Below are 15,478 nucleotides of genomic sequence, written 5' to 3'. Positions count from 1 at the left end.
ACCTCAACGCAGCCAGTCCGCGGCACACCGATCCGGAGAACCGCTTGAGCCAACCCACTCCCTCGCCCGCCGCGGCGCCGCCCGCACCACCGCCGCCGCTGAAGGGCGGCCAACTGGTGCTGGCCACGATTGCCGTCGCGCTCGCCACCTTCATGAATGTGCTGGACACGTCGATCGCGAACGTTGCGATTCCGACCATTTCGGGCAACCTCGGCGTCTCGGTCGATGAAGGCACGTGGGTCATCACCGTGTTCGCCGCGGCCAATGCCGTGTCGATCCCGCTCACCGGTTGGCTCACGCAACGCATCGGCCAGGTGAAGCTGTTCGTCGGCGCGATCCTGATGTTCGTGCTGGCATCGTGGTTGTGCGGCATTGCGCCGACGCTGCCGATTCTGCTGCTCGCGCGGGTCTTCCAGGGCGCCGTGGCCGGCCCGCTGATTCCGCTGTCGCAAGCCATTCTGCTCGGCTCGTATCCGAAGGAGAAATCCTCGACCGCGCTTTCCTTATGGGCGATGACCGCGACCGTCGGCCCGATTGCGGGCCCGGCGCTCGGCGGCTGGATCACGGATAGTTACAGCTGGTCATGGATCTTCTACATCAACATTCCGGTCGGCATTTTCGCGGCCGGCGTCACGTGGATGATCTATCGGACCCGCGAATCGCCGACCCGCAAGCCGCCCATCGACGTGGTCGGGCTCGGTCTGCTGATCACGTGGGTCGCCTCGCTGCAGATCATGCTGGACAAGGGCAAGGATCTCGACTGGTTCTCGTCGCCGGTGATCGTGATTCTCGGCATCACCGCGCTCATCAGCTTCGCGTTCTTCCTCGTGTGGGAATTGACCGAAGAAAATCCGATCGTCGATTTGCGGCTGTTTCAACAGCGCAATTTTCTCGGCGGCACGATTGCGATTTCGGTCGCGTATGGCGTGTTCTTCGGCAATCTCGTGCTGCTGCCGCAATGGATGCAGGAGTATCTGAATTACCGCTCCGTCGACGCCGGTCTCGTGACCGCCCCGCTCGGCATATTCGCGGTGATCCTCGCGCCGGTGATGGGCCGCGTGCTGCCACGCTCGGACGCGCGCGTGATCGCCACGATGGCGTTCGTCGGCTTCGCGATCGTGTTCTACATGCGCTCGAAGTACGTGATCGAGATCGACACGTGGCATCTGGTGATACCGACGCTGCTGCAAGGCATTCCGATGGCGCTGTTCTTCGTGCCGCTGACCGCGATCATCCTGTCCGGCCAGCCGCCGGGCAAGATTCCCGCGGCGGCGGGTCTGTCGAATTTCGCCCGTGTGTTTTGCGGCGCGGTGGGCACTTCGATCGCCGGCAACGAATGGAACAACCGCACCGTGCTGCACCACGCGCGGCTCACCGAGCAGGCCTCCATCAACAACCCGACGTTCAATCAGCAGATCGACTCGAGCCAGTCGCTGCTGCATCTGAATCCGCAATCGGCCCATGCGTTGTTCGATTTCACCGTGAACACGCAGGCGGCCATGATGGGCCTGAACGATATCTTCTTCGTCTCGGCGGTCATCTTCATTCTGATCATTCCGCTGATCTGGATTACGCGGCCGTCCAAGGGCGGTGGTGGTCCGGATGCGGCCGGCGCGCATTGAGCGCGACGGTGACCGCAAGGTGGGCTATGGCGATGCGTTAGCGGAAATAACGCGCGGGTGTGTCGCCGAACGCGTCCCGGAACACCGCAATGAACGACGACACGTCGCTGTAGCCCACTTCGAGCGCCACCTGCGTGACGCTTGCGCCGCCGCCGAGGTGTTCCAATGCGACCAGCAGGCGAAGTTGCTGGCGCCACTGCCCGAAGGTTTGCCCCGTTTCCTTGACGAACAGGCGCGCCGCCGTGCGCGCCGTTACGCCGGCGGCCGCGGCCAGCTCTTCGAGCACCGCGGCGTCGGCCGGATTGGCGCTCAGCGCGTCGGCGATCCGCTGGGCGCGTGGATCGCGCGGCCAGTTCAAGCCTAGCGGCGCAGTGCGCAGACCCGGCAGCCGGTCCAGCAACACTTGCACGAGACGGGCGGCCGGTTCATCGAACGGGTGGTCGTGCGGCAGTTCGGCCGCGGCGATCAGCAACGCCGCCACCAGCGCGTCGGGCACCACGGCGCCGCTGTGCGGCGGAAGCGGCGCGGCGTCCGGCGCGACATGGAGCGAATGAAATTCGACGGGACTGGCGGCGGACAAGCGGTGCAGCAGACCCGCGGGCATCCAGACCGCGTGACCCGGCGGCACCACCCAGCGCTCGGTTTCGGTGCGCACGATCAGCACCCCGGCGCTCACGTGGATCAGCCGTGCGCGACGATAGGCGGCCAACGGTTCGTCCAGCGTCTCGTACCGCTCGCCGGTCACGAAGACCGGTTGTTCGACGCCGTCTGGATCAAAAGTCTCCATCGGGGAGTCCGTTTTGCCCGGTTGTTGCCGGAAAGGCAGCAAGATTAGCATAGCCGGTCGAGGCGCTCGCCGAACGTCGCTCGTGCCAGATTGCGGCGCACGGCAATGTGCCGCACCAGCAATTCGCTCCGGCTTGCCAGTAGAATTGCGGCTCCAACGGTCCGAGCCCAATGAACTACGCATCCATCCTCGAACAGATCCGCGGCGATCTGCAGCCTTATCTGGGCACCGGCAAGGTGGCCGATTACATTCCCGAACTCGCCACGGTGCCCGCCGACAGTTTCGGCATGGCGATTGTCACGGCATCCGGCGAGGTCTTTCGCACCGGCGACGCCGACACGCGCTTTTCCATTCAGAGCATTTCCAAACTGTTCGCCTGCACGCTCGCGTTCCAGTTGCTCGGCGACGCACTGTGGGAACGCGTCGGCCGGGAGCCGTCGGGCACGGCGTTCAATTCGCTCGTCCAGCTTGAAAGCGAGCGCGGCAAGCCGCGCAATCCGTTCATCAACGCCGGCGCGCTGGTCGTCACCGATGTGCTGTGCCGCCGCTTCGTGCAGGCCGAGACCGCGCTAGTCGAATTCATGCGACGGCTGACGGGCGAAACGGGCATCGACTACGATTCGCGCGTCGCTCAGTCGGAACTGCAGCACGCCCACCGCAACCGCGCGATGGCGCACTTCATGGCGAGCTTCGGCAACATGGAGATGCCGCCGGAAGTGGTGGTCGATGCTTATTGCCGTCAATGCGCGATCTCGATGAGTTGCGTCGAGCTGGCGAAGGCGGCGCTATTCCTGACCAATCACGGCGTGGCGCCGGCCACCGGCGAACGGATTCTCGACACGAGTTCGGCCAAACGCCTTTCCGCGCTGATGCTGACGTGCGGCACCTACGACGCGGCGGGCGATTTCGTCTACCGGGTCGGCTTGCCGGCGAAAAGCGGCGTGGGTGGCGGGATCGTCGCCGTGCTGCCGGGCGAGATGGCGGCGTGCGTGTGGTCGCCGGCGCTGGATAGCAATGGCAACTCGGCGGCGGGGGTGCTGGCGCTAGAGTGGTTGACGACTTATACGGGGCAGTCGATTTTTTGAGGGTGATGGGCGGGCAAGACCTTTGTCCGAGACCTTCCTAGCCGTTCCGGCCGGTCCAGCGAACCGTCGCTTAGCGCGCCGGTGCCACTTCCCCGCGCATCCCGCCATGGTGTCGCTGCCCCCAAATAAAGGAACTGCTACGCAAGCCGTGCAGTTTCAACCACAACACTACGGGGAATATTTGGTGAAAATCATATCCGCAGCCGCCGGTAATTTTGCGTGGCAGGCAAAGCAGCTATTAATTATTTTTAGACTCGGATTAGCCTTACCGTTTTCAAACTGGCCATATCCCCATCCACCCGTGCTGGCGTAGCGCCTGGAGTCCTTGACTTCAACCTGAACATTAGTTGGTGCTCCCGCAATAAACGACTGCTCCCGACCAAAAATAGCATTGTTCTCAGCAGACGGCACATACTCATACGCGAGCCGCACAATGATCGATCCGTCCGGAAAGGGCAGCGTTCCTTCCCTTAGCGCTTTCATCGCAATGCTGTTACCCAGAATCCCGCGAATGTCGTTATTGTTTCCGGCTTCATGAGCAACGCTGATGAACTGCCACTCTCGGTATCCTGGTGGAAGAGTCACGCCGAACACCGGGGAGGCTTGCGTGCTGGAAATCGGTTCCGTAGTTTCCTCAGCTGTAACTGATAGAGCCATTGCTGCACAGAGAACAGTCGACATTGAGGCGAGGAAAAACACCTTTCCGTTCATCACGATTCTCCAAAATTGATGCGCGCGTACACAATCAATTTTAAATAGTTTGACGATTTTTCTGTTTGTCAGTTGCGTCACACCCTGACGCTGTACGAGCTTGCGACATCGCGAGTTTCCTGGATGCGTAGATTGCGCCGGAAAATCATGCCGTCATTTTTCCGAGTAGCCCGTCAAAGACCTATTCCATCCATCCATTACAGGCGAGCGTCGCGCAAAGAAATGCTGCGCTTTTTTCGCGCGACGTTCTTTCATGTTTGCACGAACACTGCCCGCTTGCGCACGACGGCTCCAGATCGTGTTTTTCCGTAGTACATGCCATAACGTATAGATTATCTTCGCAGCCGCAGCCGCGCGGTTTCGGACATCGACTATTCAGTCTGCTCCAGGGAGGCTGCCGCTTCCAAGAAACGGCAGCACAGATCGACCCAGCTTGACCTAAGCCGACCGAACTCTCGATCGCTAACCACACGTTGCCGGCGCTCTCCGCAGGATTAGGCGCTTATGTGCCACCTCCGCACTTATGCAACTGCCAGACGTGCGTGGGCGGCGTCAAGCCTGCGCTGGCCCAGTGTAAGCGCAACGTCAACCGTCGGAATCTCGATTTCCCTCGACTCCAGCAAGACCATGCGCACGTTCTGTGCGATACCCTCACGCACATGCTTTTCTGCTGCTTCTTCCGAGCGGTTATGCACTTCGACACCGGAAGCGTACATCAGGCCGCCGGCACTGGCGATGAAGTCAGGAACGTAGACGATTTCGCGCTCAAGGAGCGCAGTCGCCACGCTATCCACGGCCAGCTGATTGTTGGCGGCCCCGCAGATCAGTTTGCAACGCAAGCTGCTGATGTTCTGGATCGTGAAAACACCGCCCAGCGCACAAGGGACAAGCACATCGCACTTCGCAAGCAACGCTTCCTCAGGCTGCAGCCATTGCGCACCCAGTTCTCTGGCAGTTGCTTCTTTGGTCGGATCGATGTCCGACACGATGAGTTCGGCGCCCTGCTCTTTAAGAGTCTTTGCTAGCAAAGCACCTATCCCGCCCAACCCCACAATGCTGAAGCGCAAGCCGGCCACAGAGTTTCTACCGAGCGTAACCTCGATTGCTGTGTTGATCGCGCTCAACAAGCCCACGAACGTCCCATACGTCGTGCCGCCTGCCCCACCAGCAGCTTTCGACCGTCCGCCGGTCCAGCGCGTACGGCGGTACATGAAGTCCATGTCCTCGGGGCCGGTGCCAACGTCAGGGCCCGCAAGGTAGGCCCCGTCGAGCGACTGGATATGCTCGGCGATATCCAGCAGCAAAGCGGAGCGCTGCGAAGGGCTCAACGTCACGCCGCCCGGCAACGGCACGACAGCCTTTCCGCCGCCTGTTCCATTGTCGACCGCAGCCGCCTTATACGTCATGGCATGCGAGAGACGCAGACAGTCTGTCAAACCATCCGACGCATGTTCATAGTGTTTGATGCGCAACCCGCCGATTGCCGGCCCAAGAACGGTGGAGTGGACAGCGATCATGACAGGCAAACCAGTGCGGCGGCCGGGCTTGACCTGAACGTGTTCGTGATCGGTCGGAATTTGAATCTGGCTCATAGAAGGCTCTCAAGTGACGTTTGACTTATCGCAAAGCTGCTCATCCAACGAAACTCGTGCATGTCTATTGACAGTCACATTGAACTGGCTGCTCGTTAGAGTTCCGCCGTTCGCCGGTGAACAAGCAACTGCGATCAGTGTCTAGCCTATTGGCAGCGGTCAGCTTGGTCTAGAACGATCTTGTGCGTTCGTCGCACCCTATTCCGATTTTATGCAGCGGACAATGAACCGTTCAATTGACATTCTCGATGAGGCGTCTTAGTCATTGCTTCGCCACCGATAATTCCTATGCGCCTGCTGGAAAGACTCGGCGCGCAAGCGGCACGTCATCAACTGAAAGTTCGATATAGACTCCTCGTGCCTTCTCTGGACCGTACAGGCGAGGTGCCGTCCCATCCGGAATGCGCAACGCCAACGCGTACGCTCCGGGGCCGCGCCTGGTGAGGAGCGAGTTGATCCACTCGGCGGCGGGCGTGGTCGCGGATCGCTGTGAAGACACAAGAATTATCTCGGCGCCATTGATCGTTATGATGGATGCATCCACACCGAGACGGCCAACTGACCTGGCATCCGCAAAAGCGACTGACTCAGCTTGCGAAGCGAGCAGTTGCCGGTAGCGGGCAAGCGCTGTCGCCGCATCGGCGACAGCCACCGCCACCGATACGATTCCTTGCACCCGGTTTGGCTGGATTCGTATCTCGCCTCCCGCGACTCGCAGCGAACGTGGCGTAATATCCGCACAAAAGAACGGAAGTTCGGCAGACTCCGGTCGCCCGAGTTGCCATTCAAGGAGATCGCCCTTTGGAGTCACGCGCGAACCATCAATGGGCCCTTTGTATCCGAGTTGATGAGCTTCTGCTTGTGCGAGCACCTCCTTGATGTCACGCGGCACCAGGGCGAAATCCACAAGGCCCTCGCCGTGCTCCGATAGCTCTCGATACCAGCGGTCGCCAGGATCAGCGCGCGTCCATTCGATGAGTTCGAAGTAAGTCCCATCTTCGAAGACAACGAGCGCATTTTGAGTCGGCGCGTGCTGATGTTTCCCACCGGGAAGGACCTTGAAACCAAGTGCGCTGTAGTCGGCCACAGCACCAGTCAGATCCGCCACCGCAATGACAAAGTGATCAAGCTGAAGTTCAGAAGTCACTGGTTCTTCCCGTTCGAAGTTTTACCACCGCGCCAACCCGCAGACAGCGGAATCGGTAAGGGCCACGGCGTGGTCGAGTACTGCATGCCGCCATAAATAAGACGCCGGGTTGAGCGAGTCTCGGAGGTCCGCCCTCATCAAGGTCTGTATTTCTGCATTAACGGCCTCTCCGTGGAAGCGCAGCCAGCGGTCTTGACGCATTGCCACTGCACCCGCTTCCGGGCCCCGTGTGCCGAACTCGATGACAGCGCCTGCAACTCGCGAATTGGAAAGAAATTCCTGCACGCCGTAGAAGACGAGTCCGCTATAGGTCGGTCGCTCCATGCCATGAGGACGTGCATCCGAGACGCCCTCTCCCCACCAGTTTTCCGCCTGACGCCTTTCGTCGGAGTGCAGTTCATTGAACGAAAGGAAAAACGGCTTACCGTATTCACCGATCCCGGTATGCCACTCAATAAACCCGACTTTGGAAGCATGTCCAATGTGCTCGCAGAGAATCCGCTCGAGCGTGAGGTTCGACCACTCGCGCCCGTTGCCGCCGTACATAAGACCGTCCGGATGGTTGTACTGTCCCGCGACAAGCGCACTGAACAACGCATCAGCGCCCTCCTCCGCAAGGAAATCAGCTTCTGCACGCGAAACCGAGTCGAATGATTCCCGGTTCCACACCAACGGTGTCAGCGCTTGATGAAGCTTGTCGTAGCCTGGATTCTCAGGATAGGGTTGAGTGTGGTCGACAAAGTTGCGATTGAGGTCTACGTTGTTCTCATTAGTGCGCGAGCCATGTGAAAAGCCATACGGGTTTAAACCATGCACGAGCAGAACACCGACGTCACCAAGCACCGGCTTGGCCGGGCTCGACAATAGCCAGCCGACCTGAGCAGCGGAGCCTGCATAACCTTCCTGGCCGTGCGTGCCAGAGATAACGAGAAGCTGGCGATCCGCGCTCCGGTTTCCCAGGTGCGCGACATCAATAGTGAGAGCCTCGCCAATCTTGCCCACAGCTGAAGGATGAATGTATTGGGACAGCGTGGCCCCTGCCGCTTGAGCTGCGTCCACAAATTTGTTTCGTGCGGACGCATAGGTAGCGGAAAAGCAATCAGTGAATATCAAAAGCAAAATCCTTTCCGGTTTTTTTTCGCGACTTGCGCACGGTTTACAGCGCACTAGCTGAGCGGGACCGTTGCAAGCCACAAACGTTCGACTTATTTGACGCTGTCCAAAGGTGGAAAGCTTCCGTCATCCTGATGCGTTTCATTGCCGCCAAGCGGCGGGTTGAAAACACACACCAGCCTCAGGTCACCTTTGATCGCGCGCAGAACATGACGATCATGTTTGTCTAGAACATAAATCGTTCCAGGTTTGAGCTGATGACGCCTCCCGGTGGACACCTCGGTGACGTCTCCTTCGCCCGCGTAGCAGTAATTCGCTTCAATATGGTGCTTGTATTCCATCTCGAGCACACTGCCCTCTGGCACGGTGGTGTCGTGCACAGAGAAGCCTACGCCGTCGCCGGCCACGATCAGCCGCTTGCTATCCCAGCCTTCGCCACTCGCGTGGCGGCCCGTGCCCTTAGTCGATTCAACATCGCGAACAATCACAGTTGTGCTCCCAAGAAAGGTTTGAGTGGAAACGAGCGCCATCTCGACTTGTGCTGCGATTTACAACAGGTGCCGGTCCCTCCCCACGATACCCGGTTACCAAATGACTTATCCGCGGCCGCCAGCTTTGTCGGGAAAACAACTCCCCGGAAAGTCGATGCGATTTGCCAGCTCGACGGCGACGCCACTCCAGAATGCATCTTCGTCACTTTTTGGCGGTAATCACGCTCACGCCTTCCCACCGACCGCCGTTCAGACGATAGACCGTATACGGTGAGTCTGCGAGATCTCCGTTTTTATCAAAGGAAATCGGACCTGTCATCCCGTCGATTCGCAGCGTCTTAACGGCCGCGAGCACTTTCGATGGTTTCGCGGACTGAGCCTTCAGCACTCCCTGAATGATGACATTTGCCGCGTCATAGGCGTACGGCCCCTGGAAACCTTGCAGTTTTGCGTTGAAGCGGCCAGCGTACCGTGCGCCAAAATCTTTCCCCGGCAATTTCTCCAATGGCAGTCCCGGCTGAATTGTGATCGTTCCCTCTCCATCGCCATGGGAGAGATCGACAAAGATGTTGTTGTTGAATCCTTCGCCCACGAGCGGCGCCTTAATCCCGAGGCTGCGCATACGGCGGACGAGTTGACCCGCCTGTGCATCGAACCCGCCAAAAACAATGACATCTGGGTTCTTTGCGCGAATGGAAGTCAGGACGGCACTAAAATCTACCGTCTTGTCCGTTACGTATTCACGTGCAACGATCGCGCCGTGCCGTTTGACAATTGCACCCTGAACGCGGTCCGCAAGGCCCTGACCGAAATCGGTCCGGTCGTCAATGATCGCGATTCGTTTGGCGCCGAGTACATCTACCAGGTAATTTCCAAGCGACTCGCCTGCTATTGCATCCTGGCCGACCACGCGGAATGTTGTATTGAGGCCTTGCTGTGTATAGGAAGCGTTTGTTGAACTGGGGCTTACTTCAGCAATACTCGCACCGTCGTATGTTTTTGACGCTGCGATACTGCAGCTCGAGTTAAAGTGCCCCACCACCCCCGCCACCCCCAGGTCCGCAAAGCGCTGTGCAATTTGGGTCGCGAGACGAGGATCCCCTTGGTCATCCTGGGCATCAATTTCAAATCTCACGGGTTGCCCGTCAATCGTCGGGTTCCGACGATTCGCATCGTCAATCGCCAGGCGGACTGCGTTCTCCATTTCCTTGCCATCCGATGCTGACGGACCGGTCAAGGGCGCCGCAAAGCCGATCTTAACGACTTGCCCGGCAGCGTCCGCATGCATTGGGATTCCTAACGTAACGGACAAGCAAAGCGTTCCGAGTAACACACCGAGTAAGCGCTTCATTTTTGATCTTCCAGAAATTGAGGGCGGCGCGGCGCGCCGACGCCTCTTCGACCGCTTCGCCTACCTTAGCCAAACATTGTATGTATCTCCGAATGCATACACTGTCTGATCAATTGTCCATCCAGAACCGGCGCCTTGCAAATAACAGGTGAAGCCGACCATCTTGTATCAGCATACTGCGCAAGCTATGTTTCTGGTCGCCTGACTCTGTCGGAGATCATGGTTATGCGCGATTGCGCAAACCTACCATACCTTGAGCGGCCGGATGACTTCAACAGGTTTGTCGGAATAGCATCCTTGCACCAACTGAGCAAAAACGTTCTATATCTGTGCCATTGATTGTTCTACTCTGAGTCAACTTGAGGGCAGGCGTGAGCATCTCGGGGCCTTCCGGGTGGCATTGAAGAAGGCATCGCCTGCGCCATTTATTCCCCCGTGGCAAGGATTCAAATTCCTCTGATGCCCTCGGGCTTCATGGGGTTTCCGAGGTACACGTTACGCGAACTAACAGAAACCGCGTTATCCATCCACGCAAAGCATTCTGGTTCTAAAAATCTCAAGTGGAAAATATTGAAGCAGGACGCCCTGTCACGTCACGTCGACCAGAAAAACATGTCACCCCGCAAGTAGCACTAGAAGACCGGGCCGCCCACCCGCGCCTGGACAAATTGACACAAAGATCATCTCTCTCCACGACATTGCTCGAGGGCCCTATTCTGCCCACGATGATGCGACTGGCGATTCCCACTATCGTAGTGCTGCTCGCGCAAACGCTAGTCGGTGTCGTGGAAACCTACTACGTCGGGTTTCTTGGTACCGAGGCACTCGTGGGCGTTGCGCTGGTGTTCCCGTTTTCGATGTTAATGACCATGATGTCGAACGGCGGAATAGGAGGTGGCGTAGCATCGGCGATCGCAAGGGCAAAGGGTGCAGGGCGAAGTGACGACTTGAACGCTTTGGTGATGCATGCGCTCGTATTGGCTGTCGTTTTTGGTCTTCTATTTACTGCCGCTGCATTGCTTGGGGGGCCAGCGCTATACCGCACTTTCGGAGGAAGCCCAGAGGCGCATCGCGCGGCGCTGCAATATTCAAACTATGTTTTCGCGGCGTCAGTGCCGGTCTGGATTGTTAATCTGTGCTCCGCTGCACTTCGAGGCTCCGGTAATGTCAGGCTGCCCGCTATCACCACGCTGACGGGTTCCGTCCTTCTCATCTTTCTGTCTCCGGCACTGATCTTCGGATTTGGGCCGATCCCTCGACTTGGCATTGCGGGTGCAGGAATGTCGATCGGCCTTTACTACACGATTGCCGGTCTCGTACTCGTCCGCCACCTGTTGAGAGGCAGATCAGAACTCCATTTGCGACGGTCGAAGATCGAACGGCGGCTGTTCCGGGACATCCTGCGCGTAGGCGCTCTGGCCTCGATCAGTACGGTTCAACTGAATTCAATGGTTATCGTCGTTACTGCTGCCGTAGGTCATTTCGGCACGACTGCGCTGGCCGGGTATGGTATGGCCGCGCGTCTTGATTACGCTCTGATCCCAGTGTTGTTTGGTCTCGGAACCTCGGTCCTTACAATGGTCGGCATCAACAGCGGCGCAGGGAACCTCGCGAGAGCAAGACGCATCGCGTGGACCGGAGTCCTGACGGGCGGCATTTTCATGGAGACAATCGGTGCATTCGTTGCGATATTCCCCCGGCTATGGATAGGTTTGTTCAGCAAAGATCCGTCAGTTGCAGAAACTGGCGCGGCATACCTCCACATCGTGGGGCCGTTTTACGGCGCGGTCGGAGCGACCTTCATTCTGGGATTTGCGGCACAGGGAGCGGGACGGCCAAAGTGGCCCACGTTGGCCGGCACGCTTCGACTACTCATTGCGGGATGCGTCGGCTGGACGTTAGTCGCGCATTTCGGTGCAAATATGTACCTTCTCTTTGCGGTTACCGCATTCGCCTCAGTCGCCGCGGCTGTGGTGTGCGCTGCTGCAGCAGCGTCCGGGGCAATCTGGAAAATAGAAAGATGAAGGTGCGAGCCTGAATTTTCGCACGCAAAGCTGAAGACGAGTCGTGCAGCTTAGCTCTCTATGCACTGACTAGCACCTTCGACATGCGTGCGACGCTTCGTTTTCAAATGACGATTTTCCGGAGCATTGCGTCACTGTTATTGACTGGTCCGATTGAGCATCTCATCGAGATGACCTGCCTGCTCAAGTGCGTTCAGGTCGTCAAAACCTCCCACATACGTGGCGCCGACGAAAATTTGTGGCACCGTGCCCCGGCCAGTTCGGCCTGCGAGCGCAAATGCGGCTGCGCGATCGCCCTGGATGCCGATTTCCGTGAAGACTATGCCCTTACGGCGTAAAAGCGCTTTGGCAGCAATACAGTACGGGCAAGTCGGCGTCGTGTAAATCGTTACAGTGCTCATGGTGTTCACCAAAAAATGTCTGTTTGGTCAGATGCCAGAATCCAGGACAAGCTGAATTACTGTCCGCGATAGATATCGAAATTGTCCGGCTGCACGCGAACGGCAAAATGATGACGGAAATGACCCACCCCTGATTCGATTCGGCCGGAGCCGACCGAGCCGTAAGATCCGCCAACCGCGGCTCGAGCAGCTGCACGGTCGGCGACATATTCCAGCCCGGCGTCCGGAGCTGCGTCAGGGTAATGTGCTTCGCTCTGTGGGTATTCGCCGGCTCGCTCTGCCGCAATAAGCTCGACGCGCACCTGAGCGCGTGTTGCAGGCGTGCCGGTTGTTTCAGCGTGGCTCAGCAGCGGAAGTGTCAGCACTGTTGCCGCGATCGCAGCAAGGTAGATGCGTTTCATGATGAAGCTCCTTAGATGGTCGCCGTCATCGACGGGGTGACCAAACTATAGAACCCCCACCTTGCCGCGTTAATGACCAAACGGATCAGCAACATGCTCGTTCGGATCAATCACACTCGGGTCACCGACTGTATCTTGAGGGATACCGCCTGAGATTTAACCCAGTCGACGCCACGGACTGGATCCGAAGTCGCGGACGGAATACGGAAGCTTCCCGTCTAGCCGGCGTTCGATTTTCCGCGTGATGCACGATACCGCGCAGGCGTTGCGCCTATGAGACGCTTAAATATCCTTTGAAACGCAGCGTCAGACTGATAACCGACCTTTTCACCGATGTCGGCAACAGGTAGGGCCGACTGTACTAGCATGCGACCTGCAATCGTCATGCGAACCTCCGTCAGCACATCGGTCGCCGAACGGCCGATGGCATCCTGGAACTGGCGAACAAATGTCGCACGCGACATATTGCAGAGTGCAGCAAACTGCTCCAGCGTCCATTGCTTCTCCGGCGACTCAAACATTGCCGACACGGCGGCCTGTAAGCGCGGTCGCGATGCCAGCGAAAGCAACCCGTGCGGCGCCTGAGGCCCCTCGCTGGCAAAGCGCAACGTCAATGCAAATAGGGCTGCGGATAAATGATTTACCAGCGTCTCACTGCCCGGCCCTTCCTCAATCGACTCCTCTCTCATGAGCTCGATCAGCCGCGTAAGCCGCGAATCCGCGGTGCTCGTAGCTGGAGCCATACCTGTACGTGGCCTGGTGCGCACCACGAGTCGGTCTGGCAAGTGATCGCGCAATAGGCGGTCTGGCACTGCGCCGACCAGGAAGCGCCCGCAAAGGACGTCCGCTTGCGCACCGACGCCGTCATTTTCCGCAATCGTCAAAGACACGTTGCGGCGTTCGATGTGTGGCCGTACCGCCTCTCCGCCACCGTCATGAATGCGATGCGGGCCACCCGCCGGAAAAACAATGATGTCGCCGGCGACCAACCTCTCCGGGGCCCCGACACCGTGATCGAGCACCGCATCACCGGACAGCAAAACGTGATAGGGAATCTCGCGCTCAGCCGCAGGCCCCTGTGAAATAGCCCACGGCGCTCCGAAATGACAGCGCACGTCAAGGCGCCCACTGACGGGAATAAGCGAAAGAACTCGACTGAGCAAATCCATTTGAGCCGATTGAGCAGGTTTGTGCGCCGTTCGAGAATTCGCACGGCCGCCACCGACGCATAAAGTAACGACAACGTAGTCAACACGATACTACCTGAGCGCCCGAAGGTCTATTACGCTGCCGCCCAGCCTATCGTGAGTCAATGCGCTAACAATTTGGAGCAAGTCATGAACACGGTTCAAATCGATGTAGCGATAATCGGCGCCGGCAGTGCTGGGCTCCCTGCATACCGTGCGGCGAAAGCGGCAGGCGCGTCGGTCATTCTGATTGAAGGCGGCCCCCACGGCACCACATGTGCTCGTGTCGGCTGTATGCCATCGAAACTTCTCATTGCAGCCGCCGAAGCGGCACATGCTGCGTCTCACACTGCGCCGTTTGGCGTGCACGTAGATGGGACAATCCGTATCGATGGACGGGAAGTCATGCGCCGGGTTAGAAGTGAACGCGATCGGCTTGTTGGTTTCGTGCTCGATAGCGTAGATGCAATTCCTGCTCACGAAAAACTCACTGGATATGCTCACTTCATCGACGACGGTCTTCTTCAGGTCGGCGACCATACTCGAGTTCGAGCTCGTAGCATTGTGATTGCTACCGGATCCTCACCGGTCATCCCGCAGAAGTATCGTGCACTTGGCAATCGGGCAATTATCAACGACGATGTATTTGAATGGACCGATTTGCCACGCAAAGTCGCGGTCCTGGGTGCTGGCGTCATTGGCCTCGAACTCGGTCAGGCACTTGCCTATCTCGGCGTCGACGTAACAGTGATCGGAGCGCGCGGACGAGTCGGTCCTCTTAGCGATCCGGACATCAAGGATTACGCTGCAAGAATATTTAGCACTTCCTTCCGTTTCGAAAAAAACGCCGAAGTCGAAGCCGCCGATCGTATTGGCGATAGTGTTCACATTCGATTCCGCACAGACGCTGGCAAAATCGTAGACGACTCTTTCGACTACGTATTGGTTGCGGCAGGTCGCAAGCCGAACTTCGACCGATTGGGGCTAAAGAACACGTCCATCAAACTTGATCCTCAGGGAAATCCTATTTTTGATCCGCATACGCTGCAAGTAGGTGACCACCCTATTTTCATTGCCGGAGACGCAAATGGCGTGCTGCCAATACAGCATGAGGCCAGTGATGAAGGACGCGCCGCAGGTACAAATGCGGCTAACTTTCCCAAGGTGTTTCCGCTGATTCGCCGCGCTCCCATAACAATAGTTTTCTCCGACCCGGGTATTGCGATGGTTGGAGCACGTCACGCCGATCTCGCACCGGGAAGCTTTGTGACGGGCGAGGTCAGCTTCGAGGATCAGGGCCGCAGCCGCGTGATGCTCCGCAATCGTGGGTTGATGCACGTGTACGTGGACAAGACGACTCGCAAGCTGTTGGGGGCCGAATGGATTGGACCCGACGCCGAACATATCGCTCATCTTCTAGCGTGGGCCTTGCAAATGAAGTTGACCGTAGATGCGATATTGGAAATGCCGTTCTATCACCCGGTAGTTGAGGAGGGGCTTCGTACTGCGCTACGTAACTCGGTTGCGGCCCTTAAGGCGACGGCATAGTACTGCGACATGTCGCCC

General features: G+C 58.3%; 14 protein-coding genes. 4 read left to right on the top strand and 10 right to left on the bottom strand.

Translation table 11 applies throughout. The annotated features are described in order from the left end of the window. The first annotated feature begins 44 nt into the window (after nt 1-44). Nucleotides 45-1,622, top strand: coding sequence for a DHA2 family efflux MFS transporter permease subunit (locus PQR54_RS06905; RefSeq protein WP_408244652.1), 1,578 nt, complete (start codon nt 45-47; stop codon nt 1,620-1,622). A 37-nt stretch (nt 1,623-1,659) separates the two neighbouring features. Here PQR54_RS06905 and PQR54_RS06900 read toward each other — a convergent pair whose 3' ends face one another. Further along, nucleotides 1,660-2,409, bottom strand: a complete 750-nt coding sequence (locus PQR54_RS06900; protein WP_408244651.1) for an AraC family transcriptional regulator — start codon at nt 2,407-2,409, stop codon at nt 1,660-1,662. Between the two features lie 170 nt (nt 2,410-2,579). On the opposite strand from PQR54_RS06900, the gene PQR54_RS06895 reads away from it, so the two are divergent. Next, the gene (locus PQR54_RS06895; RefSeq protein WP_408244650.1) at nt 2,580-3,494 is read left to right on the top strand and encodes a glutaminase; all 915 of its coding nucleotides are present in this window, start codon (nt 2,580-2,582) and stop codon (nt 3,492-3,494) included. 168 nt (nt 3,495-3,662) lie between these two features. On the opposite strand, the gene PQR54_RS06890 is transcribed toward PQR54_RS06895, so the two are convergent. The 6 genes from PQR54_RS06890 to PQR54_RS06865 all read right to left on the bottom strand — a co-directional run bounded on the left by PQR54_RS06890 (nt 3,663) and on the right by PQR54_RS06865 (nt 9,899). Continuing rightward, nucleotides 3,663-4,286 carry a cytochrome P460 family protein gene (locus tag PQR54_RS06890; RefSeq protein WP_408244649.1) on the bottom strand — a complete coding sequence of 208 codons (624 nt, stop codon included), beginning with the start codon at nt 4,284-4,286 and terminating at the stop codon, nt 3,663-3,665. 440 nt (nt 4,287-4,726) lie between these two features. Then, on the bottom strand, nt 4,727-5,797 hold the full coding sequence (locus PQR54_RS06885) for a Glu/Leu/Phe/Val dehydrogenase dimerization domain-containing protein (RefSeq protein ID WP_408244648.1): 1,071 nt from the start codon (nt 5,795-5,797) through the stop codon (nt 4,727-4,729). 286 nt (nt 5,798-6,083) lie between these two features. Then, nucleotides 6,084-6,944, bottom strand: a complete 861-nt coding sequence (locus PQR54_RS06880) for a VOC family protein (protein ID WP_408244647.1) — start codon at nt 6,942-6,944, stop codon at nt 6,084-6,086. Nucleotides 6,945-6,965: 21 nt separating this feature from the next. Next, nucleotides 6,966-8,066, bottom strand: a complete 1,101-nt coding sequence (locus tag PQR54_RS06875) for a M14 family metallopeptidase (protein ID WP_408245003.1) — start codon at nt 8,064-8,066, stop codon at nt 6,966-6,968. Nucleotides 8,067-8,149: 83 nt separating this feature from the next. Then, nucleotides 8,150-8,587 carry an ectoine synthase gene (locus PQR54_RS06870; RefSeq protein ID WP_408244646.1) on the bottom strand — a complete coding sequence of 146 codons (438 nt, stop codon included), beginning with the start codon at nt 8,585-8,587 and terminating at the stop codon, nt 8,150-8,152. A 163-nt stretch (nt 8,588-8,750) separates the two neighbouring features. Beyond that, on the bottom strand, nt 8,751-9,899 hold the full coding sequence (locus PQR54_RS06865; protein ID WP_408244645.1) for a branched-chain amino acid ABC transporter substrate-binding protein: 1,149 nt from the start codon (nt 9,897-9,899) through the stop codon (nt 8,751-8,753). Between the two features lie 560 nt (nt 9,900-10,459). Here PQR54_RS06865 and PQR54_RS06860 point away from each other — a divergent pair. Further along, nucleotides 10,460-11,923, top strand: coding sequence for an MATE family efflux transporter (locus PQR54_RS06860; RefSeq protein ID WP_408244644.1), 1,464 nt, complete (start codon nt 10,460-10,462; stop codon nt 11,921-11,923). A 137-nt stretch (nt 11,924-12,060) separates the two neighbouring features. Here PQR54_RS06860 and grxC read toward each other — a convergent pair whose 3' ends face one another. The 3 genes from grxC to PQR54_RS06845 all read right to left on the bottom strand — a co-directional run bounded on the left by grxC (nt 12,061) and on the right by PQR54_RS06845 (nt 13,894). Then, entirely contained in the window at nt 12,061-12,324 is a 264-nt protein-coding gene (gene grxC, locus PQR54_RS06855; RefSeq protein WP_408244643.1) for a glutaredoxin 3, read from the bottom strand. A 56-nt stretch (nt 12,325-12,380) separates the two neighbouring features. Then, nucleotides 12,381-12,725: a DUF4148 domain-containing protein gene (locus PQR54_RS06850; RefSeq protein ID WP_408244642.1), complete on the bottom strand. Its 345-nt coding sequence runs from the start codon at nt 12,723-12,725 to the stop codon at nt 12,381-12,383. 218 nt (nt 12,726-12,943) lie between these two features. After that, nucleotides 12,944-13,894 (bottom strand): AraC family transcriptional regulator, encoded by a 951-nt coding sequence (locus PQR54_RS06845; RefSeq protein WP_408244641.1) that lies wholly within the window; start codon nt 13,892-13,894, stop codon nt 12,944-12,946. Nucleotides 13,895-14,062: 168 nt separating this feature from the next. Here PQR54_RS06845 and PQR54_RS06840 point away from each other — a divergent pair, with 168 nt between their 5' ends. Then, entirely contained in the window at nt 14,063-15,460 is a 1,398-nt protein-coding gene (locus PQR54_RS06840) for a dihydrolipoyl dehydrogenase (RefSeq protein ID WP_408244640.1), read from the top strand. Nucleotides 15,461-15,478 lie beyond the last annotated feature (18 nt).

The sequence above is a fragment of the Paraburkholderia phytofirmans genome, from assembly GCF_046028095.1.
Taxonomy (GTDB): Bacteria; Pseudomonadota; Gammaproteobacteria; order Burkholderiales; family Burkholderiaceae; genus Paraburkholderia; species Paraburkholderia phytofirmans_A.
Note: the sequence above shows the minus strand (reverse complement) of the source record. Positions and strands in the feature narration are given on the sequence as shown.

What these genes read in the sequence shown, in the direction of transcription:
- PQR54_RS06900 (WP_408244651.1), bottom strand. Translation starts at nt 2,409, where the DNA reads ATGGAGACTTTTGATCCAGACGGCGTCGAACAACCGGTCTTCGTGACC.
- PQR54_RS06895 (WP_408244650.1), top strand. Translation starts at nt 2,580, where the DNA reads ATGAACTACGCATCCATCCTCGAACAGATCCGCGGCGATCTGCAGCCT.
- PQR54_RS06885 (WP_408244648.1), bottom strand. Translation starts at nt 5,797, where the DNA reads ATGAGCCAGATTCAAATTCCGACCGATCACGAACACGTTCAGGTCAAG.
- PQR54_RS06870 (WP_408244646.1), bottom strand. Translation starts at nt 8,587, where the DNA reads ATGGCGCTCGTTTCCACTCAAACCTTTCTTGGGAGCACAACTGTGATT.
- PQR54_RS06865 (WP_408244645.1), bottom strand. Translation starts at nt 9,899, where the DNA reads ATGAAGCGCTTACTCGGTGTGTTACTCGGAACGCTTTGCTTGTCCGTT.
- grxC (WP_408244643.1), bottom strand. Translation starts at nt 12,324, where the DNA reads ATGAGCACTGTAACGATTTACACGACGCCGACTTGCCCGTACTGTATT.
- PQR54_RS06850 (WP_408244642.1), bottom strand. Translation starts at nt 12,725, where the DNA reads ATGAAACGCATCTACCTTGCTGCGATCGCGGCAACAGTGCTGACACTT.
- PQR54_RS06845 (WP_408244641.1), bottom strand. Translation starts at nt 13,894, where the DNA reads ATGGATTTGCTCAGTCGAGTTCTTTCGCTTATTCCCGTCAGTGGGCGC.
- PQR54_RS06840 (WP_408244640.1), top strand. Translation starts at nt 14,063, where the DNA reads ATGAACACGGTTCAAATCGATGTAGCGATAATCGGCGCCGGCAGTGCT.